This is a genomic window from Phascolarctobacterium sp., from assembly GCF_045124115.1.
In the GTDB taxonomy this organism is placed as follows: Bacteria; Bacillota; Negativicutes; order Acidaminococcales; family Acidaminococcaceae; genus Phascolarctobacterium_A.
In genome coordinates this window covers 24,794-40,677 of record NZ_JBGVLF010000029.1, presented here as the reverse complement: position 1 = coordinate 40,677, position 15,884 = coordinate 24,794, and the positions used below count along the sequence as shown (strand labels likewise).

Genomic DNA, 15,884 nt, shown 5'->3' with positions numbered 1-15,884 from the left:
AAAGCTAAAAGACTAATCCTAGATTACATTGATCAAACTGGAGAAATTAATAATGATAAGGTTCAGAAATTATGTGGATATACTAGCAGACAGGCAAGATATACGCTGAGTAAGTTGTGTGAAGACGACATTTTAGTAATGATCAAGCAAGGACCTAGAACACATTATATTGTTAAGTAGTGTCTTATAAAGTTATTTATTGTCGGATAATGTCCGATATTTTTGTCCGACTAGTTTGAATGATGGATGATTGGAACACAATATATATGGAATATACCCCAATAATAGCTTGAAAATCTATATGTTGTATTCGGGCTTTGCCGGATAATGTCCGATGTTTTTGTCCGATTAGTAGCGTTTAATGAATTTTTTAGGAGATGATTTTATGTCTACGTATAATATGGTTGCAGAGATGAATGAAAGCACCGTCGTATCTGAATATGTTGCGGATTATGGCAAGTTGATGCGCTCCGATGCTTTTCAAAGCGAAGCAGCCTTGGAAAAAGAGTTCATCCGACTGCTCACCACCCAAGGGTACGAATACCTGCAGATCCATGACGAAAAAGCTTTAATCGCCAACCTGCGCAAGCAGCTAGAGCTTTTGAATAACTATAGCTTTAGCGATAAGGAATGGCAACGCTTTTTTGAAGGCGTAATCGCTAACAAAAACGAGGGCATAGTAGAGAAAACGCAGAAGATACAAACCAATCATATTCAAAACATGCTTAGGGATGATGGCACTACTAAAAACATCACCCTCATTGATAAAAAGAATATCCATAATAATCGCCTGCAGGTCATCAACCAATACACGGAAGAACGTGGCGACCACGAAAACCGCTATGACGTTACCATTTTGGTCAATGGTTTGCCCATGGTGCACGTTGAACTCAAGCGTAGGGGCAGAGCCATTCGCGAAGCCTTTAACCAAATCAAACGCTATCAAAGGGAAAGCTTTTGGGCTGCCTGCGGTCTGTATGAATATGTGCAAATTTTTATCATCAGCAACGGTACCAACACCAAATACTATTCCAACACCACCCGCGACAGCCATATTAAAGAAATGGCTGAGGGTGGAAGAAATAGGAGCAAGAAAACCAGCAACAGCTTTGAGTTTACCTGCTTCTGGGCAGATGCTAATAATAAAGTTATCAATGACCTAGTAGATTTTACCCGTACATTTCTTGCTAAGCATACTATCCTAAACATCATTACCAAATACTGCGTCTTTACTACGGAAAACCTGCTCCTAGTTATGCGCCCCTACCAAATTGCTGCTACAGAGCGTATTTTAAGTAGAATCCGCACTTCCACCAACTACAAAAAGACAGGCACTATCGATGCCGGAGGATATATTTGGCACACCACAGGCAGTGGCAAAACCCTTACCTCCTTTAAAACAGCACAGCTTGCAGCACAAATGCCGGAAATAGACAAGGTGCTTTTTGTCGTAGACCGCAAAGACTTGGACTACCAGACTATGAAGGAATATGATCGCTTTGAGAAAGGCGCTGCCAATGGTAACTCCAACACAGCCATCCTGAAAAAGCAGTTAGAGAATGATGATGCACGCATCATTATTACTACTATTCAAAAGCTTGATATTTTCATCAGCAAGAACAAGAATCATCCTGTTTACAATAAGCATATCGTCATTATCTTTGATGAGTGCCACCGTAGCCAGTTTGGCTTAATGCATACCAATATTACCAAACACTTTAAAAAGTACCACCTTTTTGGTTTCACTGGTACGCCTATTTTTGCAAAGAATGCTTCTTCCGGTGGCAATCCCAATCTAAAGACCACGCCCCAAGCTTTTGGTGATAAATTGCATACCTACACCATTGTCAACGCCATTAATGATGGTAATGTGCTGCCTTTCCGTATCGACTACGTAAATACCATTAAAGCTAAGGAAGGTATTCGTGACGAAGAAGTCACTGCCATTGATAGGGAACGTGCTTTGGGTGCGCCTGCCCGTGTTACGGAAGTAGTTAAATATATTTTAGAGCATTTCGATCAAAAGACAAAACGTAATTGTTACTATTCTTTGAAAGGTCAGCGCGTGTCCGGCTTTAACTCTATTTTTGCGGTTAGCTCCATTCCTATGGCTAAGAAATATTATCTGGAGTTTAAACGCCAACTGGCAGCCAGCAATCGCAAGCTGGTTGTTGCTACCATTTTCAGCTACGCTCCTAATGAGCAAGATAGTGAAGACGGACTTTTGGAAGAAGGCTTTGATACTACAGGTTTGGACCAAAATTCTAGAGAGTTCTTGGAAAGTGCTATTGCCGATTATAATGCAGTTTTTAAGACGAATTTCGATACTTCTTCCGATAAATTCCAAAACTACTACAAGGATTTGTCTGCTAAAGTCAAAGCAAGAGAAGTAGATCTGCTTATTGTAGTAGATATGTTCCTCACAGGCTTTGATGCTACTACGCTGAACACCTTGTGGGTGGACAAAAACCTGCGCCAGCACGGTTTGATACAGGCTTTCTCCCGTACCAACCGTATTTTGAACTCCGTAAAAACTTTTGGTAATATCGTCTGCTTCCGCGATTTGGAGAAGGCTACTAATGATGCGCTCGAGCTTTTTGGTGACAGTAAAGCCGAAGGCATTGTGTTGCTGAAAAATTTCGATGCCTATTATTATGGTTATGAGGAAGACGGAAAGCATGTCCAAGGCTATCTTGAACTACTGCAGGAGTTGGAGGCTAATTATCCTCTAGGAGTGCAGATAGTAGGGGAGGAAGCTGAACGTGAATTTGTAAAGCTCTTTGGCAAGATATTACGAGCAACCAATGTGCTGACATCCTTTGATAAATTTGCCGATGTCCGCAAGCTTTCCGACAGAGATATGCAGGACTACCAAAGCCTCTACATCGACACTTGGGATAAGATTAAACCTATTGTTGATGGAAAAACTAAGAATATCAATGATGATCTTGAATTTGAACTAGAGCTTATTAAGCAAGTGGAAATCAATATCGACTACATTTTAATGTTGGTAGAAAAATATCACGAGGATAATTGTAAGAACAAAGAAATCCGCATTGATATTGAAAAAGCTATTGATTCCAGTCCTTCCTATCGCAGTAAGAAGGATTTGATTATGGCATTTGTAGATACGGTTAACGTAGGCACTTCCGTTACGGATGAATGGAAGAACTATATCAGCGCCAAGAAACAGGAAGAACTGCAAAATATTATTAAAGAAGAAAGACTTAAACAGGAAGATACGGAAAAGCTTATGGACAACGCCTTCCGCGACGGCGTATTGAAGACTACAGGCACGGACTTCGACAAGATTCTTCCTGCCATGTCCATGTTTGGCGGCGGAGGCAAGCGCACAGCCAAAAAGCAGGGCGTTATCGCTAGGTTGAAAGCCTTCTTTGAGCGTTTCTTCGGCTTGCTTTAACCCTAAAACTTTTCTTCTTGTTTATGTAAAAATATTACAAAATTCCCTTGCATTTAAAGGGGCTTTCTGATATAATATTCTGCGTGTAATACGGACGGTCCGCTGTGAGGTTGACACATGAACGTCTATGATTTAGGAGGAAATTATGAACATTATTGAAGTACTGGAACAAGAACAACTGCGTTCCGACATCCCTGAATTCAAAGCAGGCGACACCGTTAAGGTTTACTGCAAAATCGTCGAAGGTTCCCGCGAACGTATCCAATTGTTCGAGGGTGTTGTAATCTCTCGTAGCGGCTCCGGCGTACGTGAAAACTTTACCGTTCGTCGTGTATCCTATGGTGTTGGCGTAGAAAGAACTTTCCCGGTTCACAGCCCGCGTATCGACAAGATCGTTGTAGCTCGCCGTGGTATCGTTCGTCGTGCTAAACTGTACTACCTGCGCAACCTGACCGGTAAAGCAGCTCGTATCAGAGAAAAACGCTAATTATGTTCATGATGAGGGGAATCGTTTATGCGGTTCCCCTTATTTATTTTGTTTATATTTCACATATTTTGTATGACGAAATGCATTTTTTGTGCTAAAATAAAATAAGCATTTGTTTTAGAGAGGGGACTGAAGATTGAGTAGTAAGAATGAAACCTCATGGCAGGACACCGCCAGTGATTGGCTGGTTTCCATTATTGTGGCCGTAGCTTTGGCCTTCTGCATCCGCACTTTCTTGGTAGAGCCCTATATGGTAGAAGGTTCTTCCATGTATCCCACTTTGGTTAACCACGAACGCCTTATTGTGGACAAGCTGAGCTATTTTGTAGGCGACCCCAAACGTGGCGAAATCGTAGTTTTCCGCTTTCCTAAGGACGAAAGCAGGGACTTTATCAAACGCGTTATTGCAGTTGGTGGCGACAGCGTAGAAATGAAAAACGGCGCTGTATTCGTTAACGGTACCCAATTAAAAGAGGATTACATCTATAAAAACGATCCCAAGGGCAAGAATATGTCCAACTACCGCAAGGTTATCGTTCCTGAAGGTACAATTTTTGTACTGGGCGACAACCGCAACAATTCTGAAGACAGCCGTTTTGCTGATGTAGGCATGGTTCCGCACCGCTTAGTAAAAGGCCGCGCAGTGTGCGCTTTCTGGCCTTTGAACAGAATCCGCGTAATCAAGGCTGATACGGGTATGTAACCATGAGATTGGAAGATTTTAAAATTCAATGGTTCCCCGGCCACATGACCAAGGCCAAGCGCATGATGGAAAGTCAAATCAAATTGGTAGACGTGGTCGTGGAAATGCTGGATGCGCGTATTCCTCGTTCCAGCACCAACCCCATGCTGCAGGGCATTTTAGGCAACAAGCCCAAGGTTATTGCTCTGAACAAGATTGATATGGCTGATAAAGCACAGACCGAGCGTTGGCTGGAAAAGCTTAAAGGCAGCGGTCTTCCAGTTTGCCAAGTGGATTGTTCCACAGGTAAAGGCGTGAAGCAATTAATCAGCGCTATTCAGTTGGCTGCGAAACCTGTTATTGATAAATGGTTAAAAAAAGGCGTGCGTAATCGTCCTGTTCGTGTTATGATTGTAGGTATACCGAATGTCGGTAAATCTACCTTGATTAACCGCCTAGTTGGCAAGAACAAGGTTATGGCAGCGGATAAGCCCGGTGTAACCCGTGGTCAGCAATGGGTTACGATTGCTAAAGGCTTGGAGCTTTTAGATACTCCCGGCGTATTGTGGCCTAAGTTTGAAGACCCTGCTGTGGGCTTTGCGCTGGCAGCTACAGGGGCAATTAAAGAAGATGTATTTGATAGGGAGTCAGCCGTAGAGCTTTTAATCGACTTCCTCCTGCGGAAATATCCCGCAGATTTGCAAACTAAATATGCAGTAAGCTTAGAGGCAGAAGATGACGTAAACAGCGTCATGACCAAAATTGCCACCTCCCGCGGTTGCTTGAAAGCAGGCGGCCTGCTGGATTTGGACAAAGTGGACCAATTAGTCCTGCGTGATTTTCGCACCGGCCGTTTAGGTCGCTTTACGGTGGATGAGCCCTAAGTCAAGCGTTCGCCAAAGGGCGCTTCAAGGTTATCAAAATAACCGCTTTGCAGTACCATGGACCAAGGTGTCATAACGCCCTTAGTCCGCCTGTAAGGCGGTTTTTGTGCAAAAAAGAGGTGTTGTAATGAAGATTAACGAAGTCAAAGAGCTGTTGGCAGGGCAGCCAACGGCGGAGCAATTGGCGGAGCTAAGGCAGGACGTGCGTAGTGGTGTCCAAAAGCTACTAGCAGCCTATGACAAGCGTTTAGCCAAGCTGGCAGCAGAGCAGGAACGCTACCGCAAAATGACCGCTTTTGAGCAAGAATGTTACGCACAAGGCTCCACCTACGTTGCCGGTGTGGATGAAGCTGGTAGGGGACCTTTAGCAGGACCTCTGGTAATCGCCGCTGTAATCCTGCCCCAGGATGCGTTTATCAGCGGACTTAACGATTCCAAGCAGCTGAGCGCTGCTAAGCGTGATGCGCTTTATGACCAAGTGCTGGAAAAAGCTATCGCGGTAGAAGTAAATATTGTCAGCATCAGTAATATTGATAAGTACAATATTTACCACGCGACCCAGCAGGGGATGGCGCAAGTGCTGGAAGCATTGGCAGTACAGCCCCAAGTTGCTTTAATCGACGCTATGCCTGTAGAAGCCAAAGGCATGGAAACAAAATCCATCATCCATGGTGATGCTTTAAGTGTGTCCATAGCCGCAGCTTCGATTATTGCCAAAGTTACTCGTGATAGGATTATGGAGCGCTTGGATGCACTTTATCCTGCCTATGGGTTTGGCAGTAATAAAGGTTATGGTAGCGGTGCCCATATGGAAGCCATTGCCGCTAACGGCGCCACCCGTTGGCACAGGCGCAGTTATGAGCCTGTGAAGAGCATGGACTTGCCACCTGTGGCACCTGCTGATAATATTTTGTATTCCCCAAAAACTGATGCTTATGAATACCCAATCAAGGATTAAGCTTGGGAAATACGGTGAGGACTTAGCCTGTAACTATTTAATTAGTAATGGCTATACCATCCTCAAACGTAATTTTCGTTGCCGTCGTTACGGAGAAATTGATATTGTTGCCAGTAAGGCTGGGGTATTAAGCTTTATTGAGGTCAAGACTCGCGCCACGCAGCGCTATGGCAAGCCTGCGGAGGCAGTGACCTTGGCGAAGCAAAGAAAAATTTATCGATGTGCTGAATATTACCTCCAATGTGAGGGTTTGATGAGCTGCATACCGGTACTTTCCTTTGATGTAGTTGAGATTATCATTCAAGGGAGTAGTGCGGGTGTGCAGCTTAATCATTTTCCGCACTGCTTCTGAAGTAAAGAGGAGGACAAAAATGTTTGCACAAGTTTTAGGCGAAACTACCTGTGGTATTGATGGTGTAAGAATTTTAGTAGAGGTGGATGTGAGCAACGGTCTGCCACAGTTCGATATTGTGGGCTTACCCACTATGGCAGTGCGTGAATCCAAGGAAAGAGTAAAAGCTGCCATTCGCAACAGCGATTATCCGTTCCCTATGACCAAGATTACTGTCAACCTTGCTCCTGCAGATTTACGTAAAGAAGGCTCTGGGCTGGACTTGCCCATTGCAGTAGGTGTTCTGTGCTGTACAAGGCTTTTGGACAGCCGTAGACTGCAGAACAAAGTCTTTATTGGCGAACTTTCTTTAGATGGTTGTGTACGCAAGGTTTCCGGCGTGCTGCCCATGGTAATGGAGGCAAAGCGCTGTGGCATTGAGGAAGTGTTCATCCCACGGGAGAACGCTGCTGAAGGCAAGTTGATCCAAGGAATCAAAGTTTATACAGCGTCTACCTTGACAGAAATAGTGGAGCATTTGCAAGGGAGAAAGCTTTTGGAGCCTTTGCCCAAAGAGAACATCCTGCAAAACAAGCAGCGTATCTATCATGTGGATTTCGCAGATGTCAAGGGACAGCTGGTGGCACGCCGTGCCTTAGAAATCGCAGCTGCCGGCGGTCACAGCATCCTGATGGTGGGCAGCCCAGGTTGCGGTAAAACCATGTTGGCACGCCGCCTCGTTACCATTCTGCCGCCTATGACGGAAGCAGAAGCATTGGAAGTGACGAAAATCTACAGTATTGTCGGTATGCTGTCCCAAGCGGACAGCGTCATGCTGGAGCGCCCTTTCCGCAGTCCTCATCACAGTATTTCCGGTAGCGCCCTTTTAGGCGGTGGTTCCACTCCTAGACCGGGAGAAGTTACCCTTAGTCATAACGGGGTCCTCTTTTTGGACGAACTGCCGGAGTTTGACCGTTCTACCTTAGAAATGCTGCGTCAGCCTTTGGAGGATGGCGAAGTAAGCATTTCCCGCGTTCGTGCTGCGCTGACCTTTCCCAGCCGTTTTATCCTCGTGGCTGCACAAAATCCCTGCCCCTGCGGTTTCTTAGGCGATAAACTACACCGCTGTACCTGTAAGCAGAAGGATATTGATGCTTATCGCCGTAAAATTTCCGGTCCGTTGATGGATAGAATCGATATGCAGATAAATTTGGCTCGCGTAGAGTTTAACGAGTTGAAGGATAAAGCGCCGGGAGAAAGTTCTGCTGTTATTAGGGAGCGTGTGGTAAAAGCACGCCTAATCCAACAGGAGCGTTTGGAGCAATGGGGGATGCACTGCAATGCGCAAATGGGGCGTAGCGAAGTAGTCAAATACTGCCATTTAGGAGATGCTGCTCAAAAAGTTATGGAAAAGTATTTTACGCTTTTGAATTTAAGCGCCCGCAGCCATGACCGTATTCTCAAGGTAGCACGCACTATTGCGGATTTGGCAGGCAGTGAAACTATTGAAGCCATGCATTTAGCCGAAGCAATTCAACTTCGCACCAACAACAATGGCTAAGTGTAAATATTTGAACAGTTTACGTTGTTTTTATACTAGCAGTTTGTGTGGATGTTGTTAATTTGTGAAATCCTGTGTATTTTTGTCTATAATTTCAGTATTTGTGGTATAATAGTGGCAAAAGTATTGTAGCTAGCGTAGGCTAGAAATAAGCGCAAAGGAGACCGTCATTATGGCAAGTACAAAGGAATCATTACTGAAGGTTTTGCAGATTATGGAGCGGACTGACAAGGATCATCCCTTAAACTCTACAGAGATTTGTCAAATACTCCTTGATGAAGAAAACATGGTGGTGGAGCGCAAGTCCGTTACCTCCAGCATTCATCTGTTGATGGACTGCGGTTATGGTATTGCCCAATGCGAAAATATGCGCCGTGGTTTTTATATGGAGCATAAACGTTTTGAAGATTATCAGCTGAAGATTTTGGCTGATGCTGTCAACGCTGCCAAATATCTTAATCCCAAGGAAACACGTGAGCTGTTGCGCAGTATTAAGAGTTTGGCTTCCAAGCAGGGTAAGAAGATTATCAATACTATGTCCTTTATGGATGAAGACTTAAAGACTTCTGAAAAGAATAATGGGCTTAAAATGGAGACCATTTTAAAGGCTATCTCCAACAAACATAAAATTGCTATTCAATCCTATACTTATGACAAGAATAATAAGCGTGTTTTGAAACGCAATGGGAAGAAGCTGACATTGAATCCTTATTATTTGATTTTGAACAACAACGAGTACTATTTGTTAGCTAATTTCGAACCTTACGCCAATCTTGCCTATATGCGCGTTGATATGATGGCTACAGTGGAGGAATTGGACGAGACTGTTAAACCCAAGGAAGAAATTCCGGAGTTTGCAGGAGATTTTGATATTGCTAAATATGTTCGTAGCACTGTCAATGGTTGGACGGGTGAGCAAGTAGATGTATTCTTAGAATGCGAAAATCACCTGCGCCAGTACATCCAGCGCCACTTTGGCAACAATCTGTTCTTTATGGGTTGCACTGATACCCACTTCACTGTGCACTTTAAAGTTACGGACAGCGAAGGTTTCTACGGTCTGGTTGCAAGCTTAGGCAACACGGTGCGCATTGTTAAACCTGAGCATATTAAAGAGAAGTACAAACAATATTTACAGGACATTCTCGCCAAGTATTAAAGAAGAGTAAAGAAAAGTAAAACCCCGGGCCACGCGGTCCGGGGTTTTTGTGTAAGCAGTTATTTCTTTTTAGCGATGCCGATGCCTGTGAAGCCAAAGATGATAGCGAAAACGAAGCTGCTATAGCAAAGGATGGTCCAAGGCAGATAACTTAAAGTAGGCACGCCCAAGGTTGCTGCCATGTAAGTACCGGCAACAGACCAAGGAACAAGGGGAACGGCGCAGGTACCTGCGTCTTCCAAAGTACGGGACAGGTTTTTCGGCTCAAGATTAAATTTAGCGTATAAATCTTTGAACATTTCACCGGGAATCAAAATCGCCAAATAGGAGCTACCGGTAACGATGCTCATAAACAAAGTGGAGCCAACAGTTGCAGTAATCAATTGACCAACGGATTTTATAGAGCTGATGATTTTTTCCAAAACAACTTCGATGCAGCCTGCTTTACTGAAGATACCTGCAAAAGCGAAAGCACAGAATACCAAGAGTACAGTACCCATCATGCCCATAAGACCGCCACGAGTCAGCAAAGAAACAATAGGTTTAACGACTTTGACATCTGCTGCACCGGGGATCATAGCAACTTTAAAGCCACCAACGAAAGCTTGCAGCGCAGTTTTCAATGCAAAGCCTTGGAAGTACATACCCATAGCGATAGCGATAACGGAAGCTAAGAGCAGCATGGGAATAGTCGGCTTTTTAGTATAAGCGCCCCAGAAAATCAATACAGGGGGAATAAGCAGGAGCAAGTTGAAGTTATACAGAGATTCCAGGTTGCTTAAAATAGCGTTGACAGTTTCCGGGTTGGTCATAGAAGACACATCCATGGACATGCCAATACCGGTGTAAACGATAATGCACAGGATAGTTGCACTGCCGGTGGTGTAGAGCATGTGTTTAATGTGGTCATACAAATCGCAACCTGCAGCAATAGGTGCCAACATGGTAGTGTCGGAGAGAGGGGACAGCTTGTCGCCAAAAACCGCACCAGAAATAACTGCACCGGCAGCAATTTCCAATGGTACACCTAAAGCAATAGCAATACCCATAATGGCAACGCCTGCAGTACCTGCAGAACCAAAGGAGGTACCGGTAAAAGTAGAAATTACAGCTGTTACGAAGAAGGCAGTTACAAAAAGAAATTGCGGATCAATGATCTTGATACCATAGTAAATCATCATAGGAATAGTGCCGGAAACCATCCAGCTGGCAATCATCGCACCTACGCAAACCATAACTAACAAGGATGGCAGGCTGCTGGTGATCTTTTCAGCAATACCGATAATCATATCTTTCCAAGTATAGCCACAGCGTTGGGCAATCAAAGCTGCCAAACCGGCAGCAACGATAAGCAGAAATTGGATGGGCAGACCATATTTACCATAGCCAATACCCAGTAGCAGTACCATGCCCAGCAGGGGAACAAGTGCTTCTGCAAAAGTAGGTTTTCTAATCATCATAAACACCTCATACCTTTATTTTTTACGAGTAATGGTCATAGCGCAGCCCTTGCCTTCGCCGTCAGCGATGGTAGTGGGGAAATCAATTTCTACGTTGGGGAAGGGTTCGCAAATTGCGTAGTCACAATGACCAAGCATATCGCGGCAGAACATTTTGATTTCTTCTGGGCTGCAGCCTAATTCTCTCAAAGCTTCGCAATGAGGGCAGCAGTTAAAAATTTTTACCGCACGGTTATCTTCCAATTCTTGGATTTCTTGTTCAAACACCAACAGACCGCCGCGGGAGGTTTGACCAAGTAATGCTTCTTTGGGACCAATTTTTTCGGCATCACCGAATTTTTCTACAATTTTTTGTCCTTGGTACAAACCAAAGTCCCAGCTGCCTTCGCGAATAACACGGTTCGCATCAACTTCCGGATATAATTCCTTCAGTTTGCGCCAAATGAAATACACCTGACGAGTACGGTCCTTATAGGCGTCCTTTACTGCTTGATGGAATTCTTCCACTGTTGCAGGCTCGGTGATTCTGGAAGCGTCCATAAAAGCCTTGATTTCTTCTTTACTCATAAACATCCTCCTTAATTACCCCTCGCAAGGGAGTTTGAAAACGGTTGATTGACAAATGACGATATTATATGGACATGCCTTACAAAATCGCCGTCACAATATTTTCATACCACAATTATAGGGTATTATTGCGGTGACGTCAAGGAAAGGAGGTGCATAAGTAGCAATTCCAGATGTATAAGTGTTAATCGCTGAAATAAATAATTGCCAAATCTTGTCATTAGTATTGCGGTGGCGACTTTACTAGTGTGGCAACATTAGTCCATGATTGTCTTGTGGCAATAAAAAATGACCATCTCCAAATTACGGGGATGGTCATTTGTATTTTGCGCGTTATTTTTCCAATTTAAACAGCATATCCATAGGGCTTTCCGGCATGGGCTCCACTTTGGCAGTGCTTTTGGGCATCTCTTGTTCATCAAGGACAATGCGTCCGCACTTACGCTCGTAATCTTCTACAACCCACTTTAAGATTTGCTCTATTTCCTTATTTACAGAGCGTCCGTTATTTTTGGCGATATGCTTCATTTTATTCATAATAATCGGGTGAATCCGCAAGGTAAAGCGTGCTTCTTCCATTATTAATCCCTCCCAATCCTATTAGATACTATTATAGGCAATCTTGAGCATTTGTGCAAGGGTAAAGACAGAGTTTAGGTGTCATTACTTTCTCTATAAGAATTTTATAATTGTGATGACGAATATGCTACCGAAGACAAAGAAGGGACAGCAACTTTACTATAATTAAACTGTAAGGAAAAAGTTTGAGGAGGAAAGTTCAATGGCAAATGAAGTATTATTTAGACAGTATATGGAGAAGTTTGCAGAAGTTTTGATTACCGAACCGAATGCTTTAGATTACCATATTAATACGATGCCCTTTAGGGACAGACATGATTGGTACGATGTTTTGGTGAACATTTTGGTAGATAAAGGTGAGCAAACTGAGCTGTTGGCGCAGCTTGTGGAATTCAAGCCTCAGGAAGAAGAAATCAAGAACAGAGAATGCCCAAATCTGCTTGTTCGCGTAATTCCTGCTGATATGGCCAAGCTTAGGCGCATATCTCAGATGTTGATTAGTAAAGGCTATAAAAGTAAATATAGCAAGGGTGGAGAAGCATGGCTTTACGTATATACTGCTGAAAAGAAATACAACTATGGTATCAGTGGTGTCGCACTTGGTAAGATTTTTTATGGCCATGCTATTACGCCGGAGGAGTTTATGGAAATTTGGGCGATACTTGAAAAACATGACGATGTATTTGACTTTTCGGCAATTAATAAGGAAGAGCAGAATGTTGTCGTCAGTATTTACCACAAATATGCTGGTCTAAACCCACTGGTTATGACGAGTGAAGAGAAAACCAAGCAAGCGGAAACCGAAAAAACTATTTTACTTGACTTTTTGACGCCTTATAGCATTCCCTGCTTTGAAGATTTCAAAAAGCGCATCGCTGAGCATCTGTTAAAGTACAAATTTACGGAAGCGGAGATAAAGGCACAGTTTGAGGAAGAGGACGAGCTATTGCACGAATGGTATGAGGAAGATATGACAGAATTGAAGGAAATGAAGATAAGCTGGAGGCAGTTTGAAGTAGGGAAAATCAGTGGACATGGGTATTGCCTTTTTATGATGAGGTGAAGGTAACAAGGTCTTCTATGATGAAAGACAAATCATAGGAGGCCTTTTATTATGCCAAAAAAAGCAATAATTACGTAGAGTTCAATTGACCGAATTTGTAACCACTAAAAAGCCTTCGTCCTACATTCCTTTTATGGGGTTCTTGTGGTATAATTAATAAGATGAAATGGAATTTTAAGGAGCATGACCTTGATTAAAGGAATTCTTTTTGACTTTGATGGCACCTTAGCCAACACCATAGATTTAATCGTAGCGACCTTTGAGCATACGTTGCAGACGCGCTTGGGTTTCAAACCACCGCGGCAGGATATTATCAACACCATCGGCCTGCCCTTGGCAGATGCTTTGGATATCCTCAGCCAGCGTCCTGACCTGGTTTTAGAACTGCGTAAGCTGTACGGCGAATTCAACGCTGCTAATCATGATACTATGATTAAACCAATTCCTGGGGTAGCAGAGTTATTACCTGCATTGAAAGAACGAGGTTTGAAAATAGCCATCGTAACTTCTAAAAAGCCGCCCATGCTGGAGCGTGGGATGCGTTGCTTGGATATGCTCCCCTATGTTGATACTATAGTCAGCGTAGTGGATACGGAGCGCGGCAAGCCCTATGCCGACCCTATGCTGCTAGCCTGCCAACGCTTGCAGCTTGCCCCAGAGGAGTGCCTTTGCGTAGGCGACAGCCCTTTTGATATCCAAAGCGGTAATGCAGCAGGCAATATTACAGTGGCAGTGGAATATACTTGCCTTGATTGGTCAACCATCATGGAGCAGGGCAAACCAGATTACACGATTGCCAAACCTATGGATTTACTTTCTCTTATGGACAAATTAAATGGTAACAAGAAAGTGAGGTAGTAAAAATGCGCAAAATTGCTATTATCGGTGGTACCGGTGTTGAAAATCCTGAGAAATTTCCCAATTTCGTAGAAAAGATTATTGAAACTCCCTATGGTCAGGCTAAATGCAAAATTGGCGAACTCAATGGCAATCAGGTAGTGTTCCTCAGTCGCCACGGAGTAGACCATGGTATTGCTCCCCATAAAATTAACTATCGCGCTAATATGTGGGCTTTAAAATCCTTAGGTACGGAAGAAATTTTTGCTACTACCGCAGTTGGCAGCCTTAATCCGGAGATGAAGGCAGGTCATTTTGTAGTTTGCGATAACGCCTTGGACTTTACTAAGAGCCGTATTAACACTTTCTACGATACTCCCGAACGTGGAGTAGTGCACGTAGATTTTACTCAGCCTTATTGTCCCAGAATCCGTGCGAAGGTTATTAGATGTTTAGAAAAAATGGACGTAACATTCCATAAAACCGGTGTATATGTTTGCACCGAAGGCCCTCGCTTTGAAACTGCGGCTGAAATCAAAGCTTATGCTATGTTAGGTGGCGATTTAGTTGGCATGACCAGTATTCCTGAAGCTCTATTAGCTCGTGAAGCTGAAATGTGTTATGCAAACTGCTCCATTGTTACCAATATGGCTGCCGGAATTTCTCCCACGCCGCTTTCTCATAGCGAAGTAGTGGAAGCCATGGCTAAGAGCATTGAAACTATGGGGACGTTAATTGATATGTTTTTGGCTGATAATGAGCCTGTTGATATTACTTGTGGTTGTCCCGAAGCTTTAAAAGAATTCGGCGGTTTTAAACTGTAAGGAGCAATTATGGTTGAAACAATGGAATGGCAGCAGGCTGATAAAACCCTGTTGCTTTTAGACCAAACTAAGCTGCCTCAGGTGTGCGAGTTTATACCCTGCAAGGACTATCTGCGGGTAAAGGTTGCCATCCAGCGCTTGGAAGTGCGTGGTGCACCTGCTATTGGGGCTGCTGCCGCCTTTGCTATGGTGCTGGGGGCTAGGGAAGTAGCAGATACTCCCGACTTTTTGGGAGCATTAGATAAAATTCGTGCCGATTTGATTACTGCTCGTCCCACAGCTGTAAACTTGGCTTGGGCAGCTAATAAACTTTACGCTTTAGCAGTGGAGCTGAACAAGCAGGATAATGCTCCTTATAAAATCATTAAAGAGTTAGAAAAGACTGCTATCAAGATTTATGACGAGGACATTGCCCGTAATAAGAAGATGGGTGAGTATGGCGCAGCCGTTCTACCGGAAAATGCCGTTGTGCTGACCCATTGCAACGCAGGCGCATTGGCTACCTGTGGGTGGGGTACTGCTTTGGGCGTACTGCGTAGCGCTCATGCTCAAGGAAAATTGAAGATGGTCTATGCAGACGAAACACGTCCTTTACTGCAGGGAGCACGGCTGACAGCTTATGAATTATATGAAGATGGCTTGCCCGTAACCTTGATTACAGATAATATGGCTGCTTGGACCATGCGTACTAAAGGCATTAATGCTGTTGTAGTAGGTGCGGACCGCATTGCTGCCAATGGTGATACTGCCAATAAAATTGGTACCTATGGCGTAGCTTTGGCTGCAAAAGCCCATGGCATTCCTTTCTACATTGCAGCACCGGTCAGCACTTTCGACTTTAGCATTGCCAGCGGGGCAGAGATTCCCATTGAAGAACGTGCTGCAGATGAAGTAAAATGCTTCCGCAGCGAACAGACTGCGCCTGCTGGGGTAGCAACTTTTAATCCTGCCTTTGACGTTACTCCTGCAGAACTTATTGCAGGTATTATAACGGAATATGGCGTAATCACTGCGCCCTATATAGAAAACATTAAACGATTGCAAGAACAAAGCAAGGAGGACTTTTAATAC

The 15,884-nt window shown here is 43.9% G+C and carries 16 protein-coding genes; 13 read left to right on the top strand and 3 right to left on the bottom strand.

Translation table 11 applies throughout. The features are described from left to right. From ACJMM4_RS04175 to ACJMM4_RS04135, 9 genes are all read left to right on the top strand, one after another. The coding region (locus tag ACJMM4_RS04175) for a hypothetical protein (RefSeq protein ID WP_405383211.1) at positions 1-180 on the top strand (180 nt) is incomplete at its 5' end. A gap of 205 nt (positions 181-385) precedes the next feature. Then, positions 386-3,421: a type I restriction endonuclease subunit R gene (locus ACJMM4_RS04170; RefSeq protein WP_405383209.1), complete on the top strand. Its 3,036-nt coding sequence runs from the start codon at positions 386-388 to the stop codon at positions 3,419-3,421. Between the two features lie 145 nt (positions 3,422-3,566). Then, positions 3,567-3,908 (top strand): 50S ribosomal protein L19, encoded by a 342-nt coding sequence (rplS, locus tag ACJMM4_RS04165; protein ID WP_405380052.1) that lies wholly within the window; start codon positions 3,567-3,569, stop codon positions 3,906-3,908. A 136-nt stretch (positions 3,909-4,044) separates the two neighbouring features. Then, entirely contained in the window at positions 4,045-4,611 is a 567-nt protein-coding gene (gene lepB, locus ACJMM4_RS04160; RefSeq protein ID WP_405383207.1) for a signal peptidase I, read from the top strand. A gap of 2 nt (positions 4,612-4,613) precedes the next feature. After that, positions 4,614-5,474, top strand: coding sequence for a ribosome biogenesis GTPase YlqF (gene ylqF, locus ACJMM4_RS04155; RefSeq protein WP_405383205.1), 861 nt, complete (start codon positions 4,614-4,616; stop codon positions 5,472-5,474). Between the two features lie 127 nt (positions 5,475-5,601). Then, complete coding sequence (locus ACJMM4_RS04150; RefSeq protein WP_405383203.1) at positions 5,602-6,432, top strand: ribonuclease HII; 831 nt, start codon at positions 5,602-5,604, stop codon at positions 6,430-6,432. After that, positions 6,410-6,784, top strand: coding sequence for a YraN family protein (locus tag ACJMM4_RS04145; protein WP_405383201.1), 375 nt, complete (start codon positions 6,410-6,412; stop codon positions 6,782-6,784). Before ACJMM4_RS04150 ends, ACJMM4_RS04145 begins: the two co-directional genes overlap by 23 nt. A 19-nt stretch (positions 6,785-6,803) precedes the next feature. After that, positions 6,804-8,324 carry a YifB family Mg chelatase-like AAA ATPase gene (locus tag ACJMM4_RS04140; RefSeq protein ID WP_405383199.1) on the top strand — a complete coding sequence of 507 codons (1,521 nt, stop codon included), beginning with the start codon at positions 6,804-6,806 and terminating at the stop codon, positions 8,322-8,324. 172 nt (positions 8,325-8,496) lie between these two features. Continuing rightward, positions 8,497-9,483 (top strand): helix-turn-helix transcriptional regulator, encoded by a 987-nt coding sequence (locus ACJMM4_RS04135; RefSeq protein ID WP_405380039.1) that lies wholly within the window; start codon positions 8,497-8,499, stop codon positions 9,481-9,483. 59 nt (positions 9,484-9,542) lie between these two features. On the opposite strand, the gene nhaC is transcribed toward ACJMM4_RS04135, so the two are convergent. From nhaC to ACJMM4_RS04120, 3 genes are all read right to left on the bottom strand, one after another. Beyond that, positions 9,543-10,943, bottom strand: coding sequence for a Na+/H+ antiporter NhaC (gene nhaC, locus ACJMM4_RS04130; protein WP_405383197.1), 1,401 nt, complete (start codon positions 10,941-10,943; stop codon positions 9,543-9,545). Positions 10,944-10,958: 15 nt separating this feature from the next. Beyond that, entirely contained in the window at positions 10,959-11,510 is a 552-nt protein-coding gene (locus ACJMM4_RS04125; protein ID WP_405380035.1) for an L-2-amino-thiazoline-4-carboxylic acid hydrolase, read from the bottom strand. A gap of 333 nt (positions 11,511-11,843) precedes the next feature. Then, positions 11,844-12,089, bottom strand: coding sequence for an Arc family DNA-binding protein (locus tag ACJMM4_RS04120; protein ID WP_405380033.1), 246 nt, complete (start codon positions 12,087-12,089; stop codon positions 11,844-11,846). A gap of 202 nt (positions 12,090-12,291) precedes the next feature. Between ACJMM4_RS04120 and ACJMM4_RS04115 the strand changes: the two genes are divergently transcribed. From ACJMM4_RS04115 to mtnA, 4 genes are all read left to right on the top strand, one after another. Next, positions 12,292-13,152: a hypothetical protein gene (locus ACJMM4_RS04115; RefSeq protein ID WP_405383195.1), complete on the top strand. Its 861-nt coding sequence runs from the start codon at positions 12,292-12,294 to the stop codon at positions 13,150-13,152. 183 nt (positions 13,153-13,335) lie between these two features. Next, positions 13,336-14,010, top strand: a complete 675-nt coding sequence (locus ACJMM4_RS04110) for an HAD-IA family hydrolase (RefSeq protein ID WP_405383193.1) — start codon at positions 13,336-13,338, stop codon at positions 14,008-14,010. A gap of 5 nt (positions 14,011-14,015) precedes the next feature. After that, positions 14,016-14,813, top strand: coding sequence for an S-methyl-5'-thioadenosine phosphorylase (gene mtnP, locus ACJMM4_RS04105; RefSeq protein ID WP_405383191.1), 798 nt, complete (start codon positions 14,016-14,018; stop codon positions 14,811-14,813). A 9-nt stretch (positions 14,814-14,822) separates the two neighbouring features. Then, complete coding sequence (gene mtnA / locus ACJMM4_RS04100) at positions 14,823-15,881, top strand: S-methyl-5-thioribose-1-phosphate isomerase (RefSeq protein WP_405383190.1); 1,059 nt, start codon at positions 14,823-14,825, stop codon at positions 15,879-15,881. Positions 15,882-15,884 lie beyond the last annotated feature (3 nt).

Bases quoted from the DNA above. Each gene is read 5' to 3' on its own strand.
- ACJMM4_RS04170 (WP_405383209.1), top strand. From the start codon at position 386: ATGTCTACGTATAATATGGTTGCAGAGATGAATGAAAGCACCGTCGTA.
- rplS (WP_405380052.1), top strand. From the start codon at position 3,567: ATGAACATTATTGAAGTACTGGAACAAGAACAACTGCGTTCCGACATC.
- ylqF (WP_405383205.1), top strand. From the start codon at position 4,614: ATGAGATTGGAAGATTTTAAAATTCAATGGTTCCCCGGCCACATGACC.
- ACJMM4_RS04150 (WP_405383203.1), top strand. From the start codon at position 5,602: ATGAAGATTAACGAAGTCAAAGAGCTGTTGGCAGGGCAGCCAACGGCG.
- ACJMM4_RS04145 (WP_405383201.1), top strand. From the start codon at position 6,410: ATGAATACCCAATCAAGGATTAAGCTTGGGAAATACGGTGAGGACTTA.
- ACJMM4_RS04140 (WP_405383199.1), top strand. From the start codon at position 6,804: ATGTTTGCACAAGTTTTAGGCGAAACTACCTGTGGTATTGATGGTGTA.
- ACJMM4_RS04135 (WP_405380039.1), top strand. From the start codon at position 8,497: ATGGCAAGTACAAAGGAATCATTACTGAAGGTTTTGCAGATTATGGAG.
- nhaC (WP_405383197.1), bottom strand. From the start codon at position 10,943: ATGATGATTAGAAAACCTACTTTTGCAGAAGCACTTGTTCCCCTGCTG.
- ACJMM4_RS04125 (WP_405380035.1), bottom strand. From the start codon at position 11,510: ATGAGTAAAGAAGAAATCAAGGCTTTTATGGACGCTTCCAGAATCACC.
- ACJMM4_RS04120 (WP_405380033.1), bottom strand. From the start codon at position 12,089: ATGGAAGAAGCACGCTTTACCTTGCGGATTCACCCGATTATTATGAAT.
- ACJMM4_RS04115 (WP_405383195.1), top strand. From the start codon at position 12,292: ATGGCAAATGAAGTATTATTTAGACAGTATATGGAGAAGTTTGCAGAA.
- ACJMM4_RS04110 (WP_405383193.1), top strand. From the start codon at position 13,336: ATGACCTTGATTAAAGGAATTCTTTTTGACTTTGATGGCACCTTAGCC.
- mtnP (WP_405383191.1), top strand. From the start codon at position 14,016: ATGCGCAAAATTGCTATTATCGGTGGTACCGGTGTTGAAAATCCTGAG.
- mtnA (WP_405383190.1), top strand. From the start codon at position 14,823: ATGGTTGAAACAATGGAATGGCAGCAGGCTGATAAAACCCTGTTGCTT.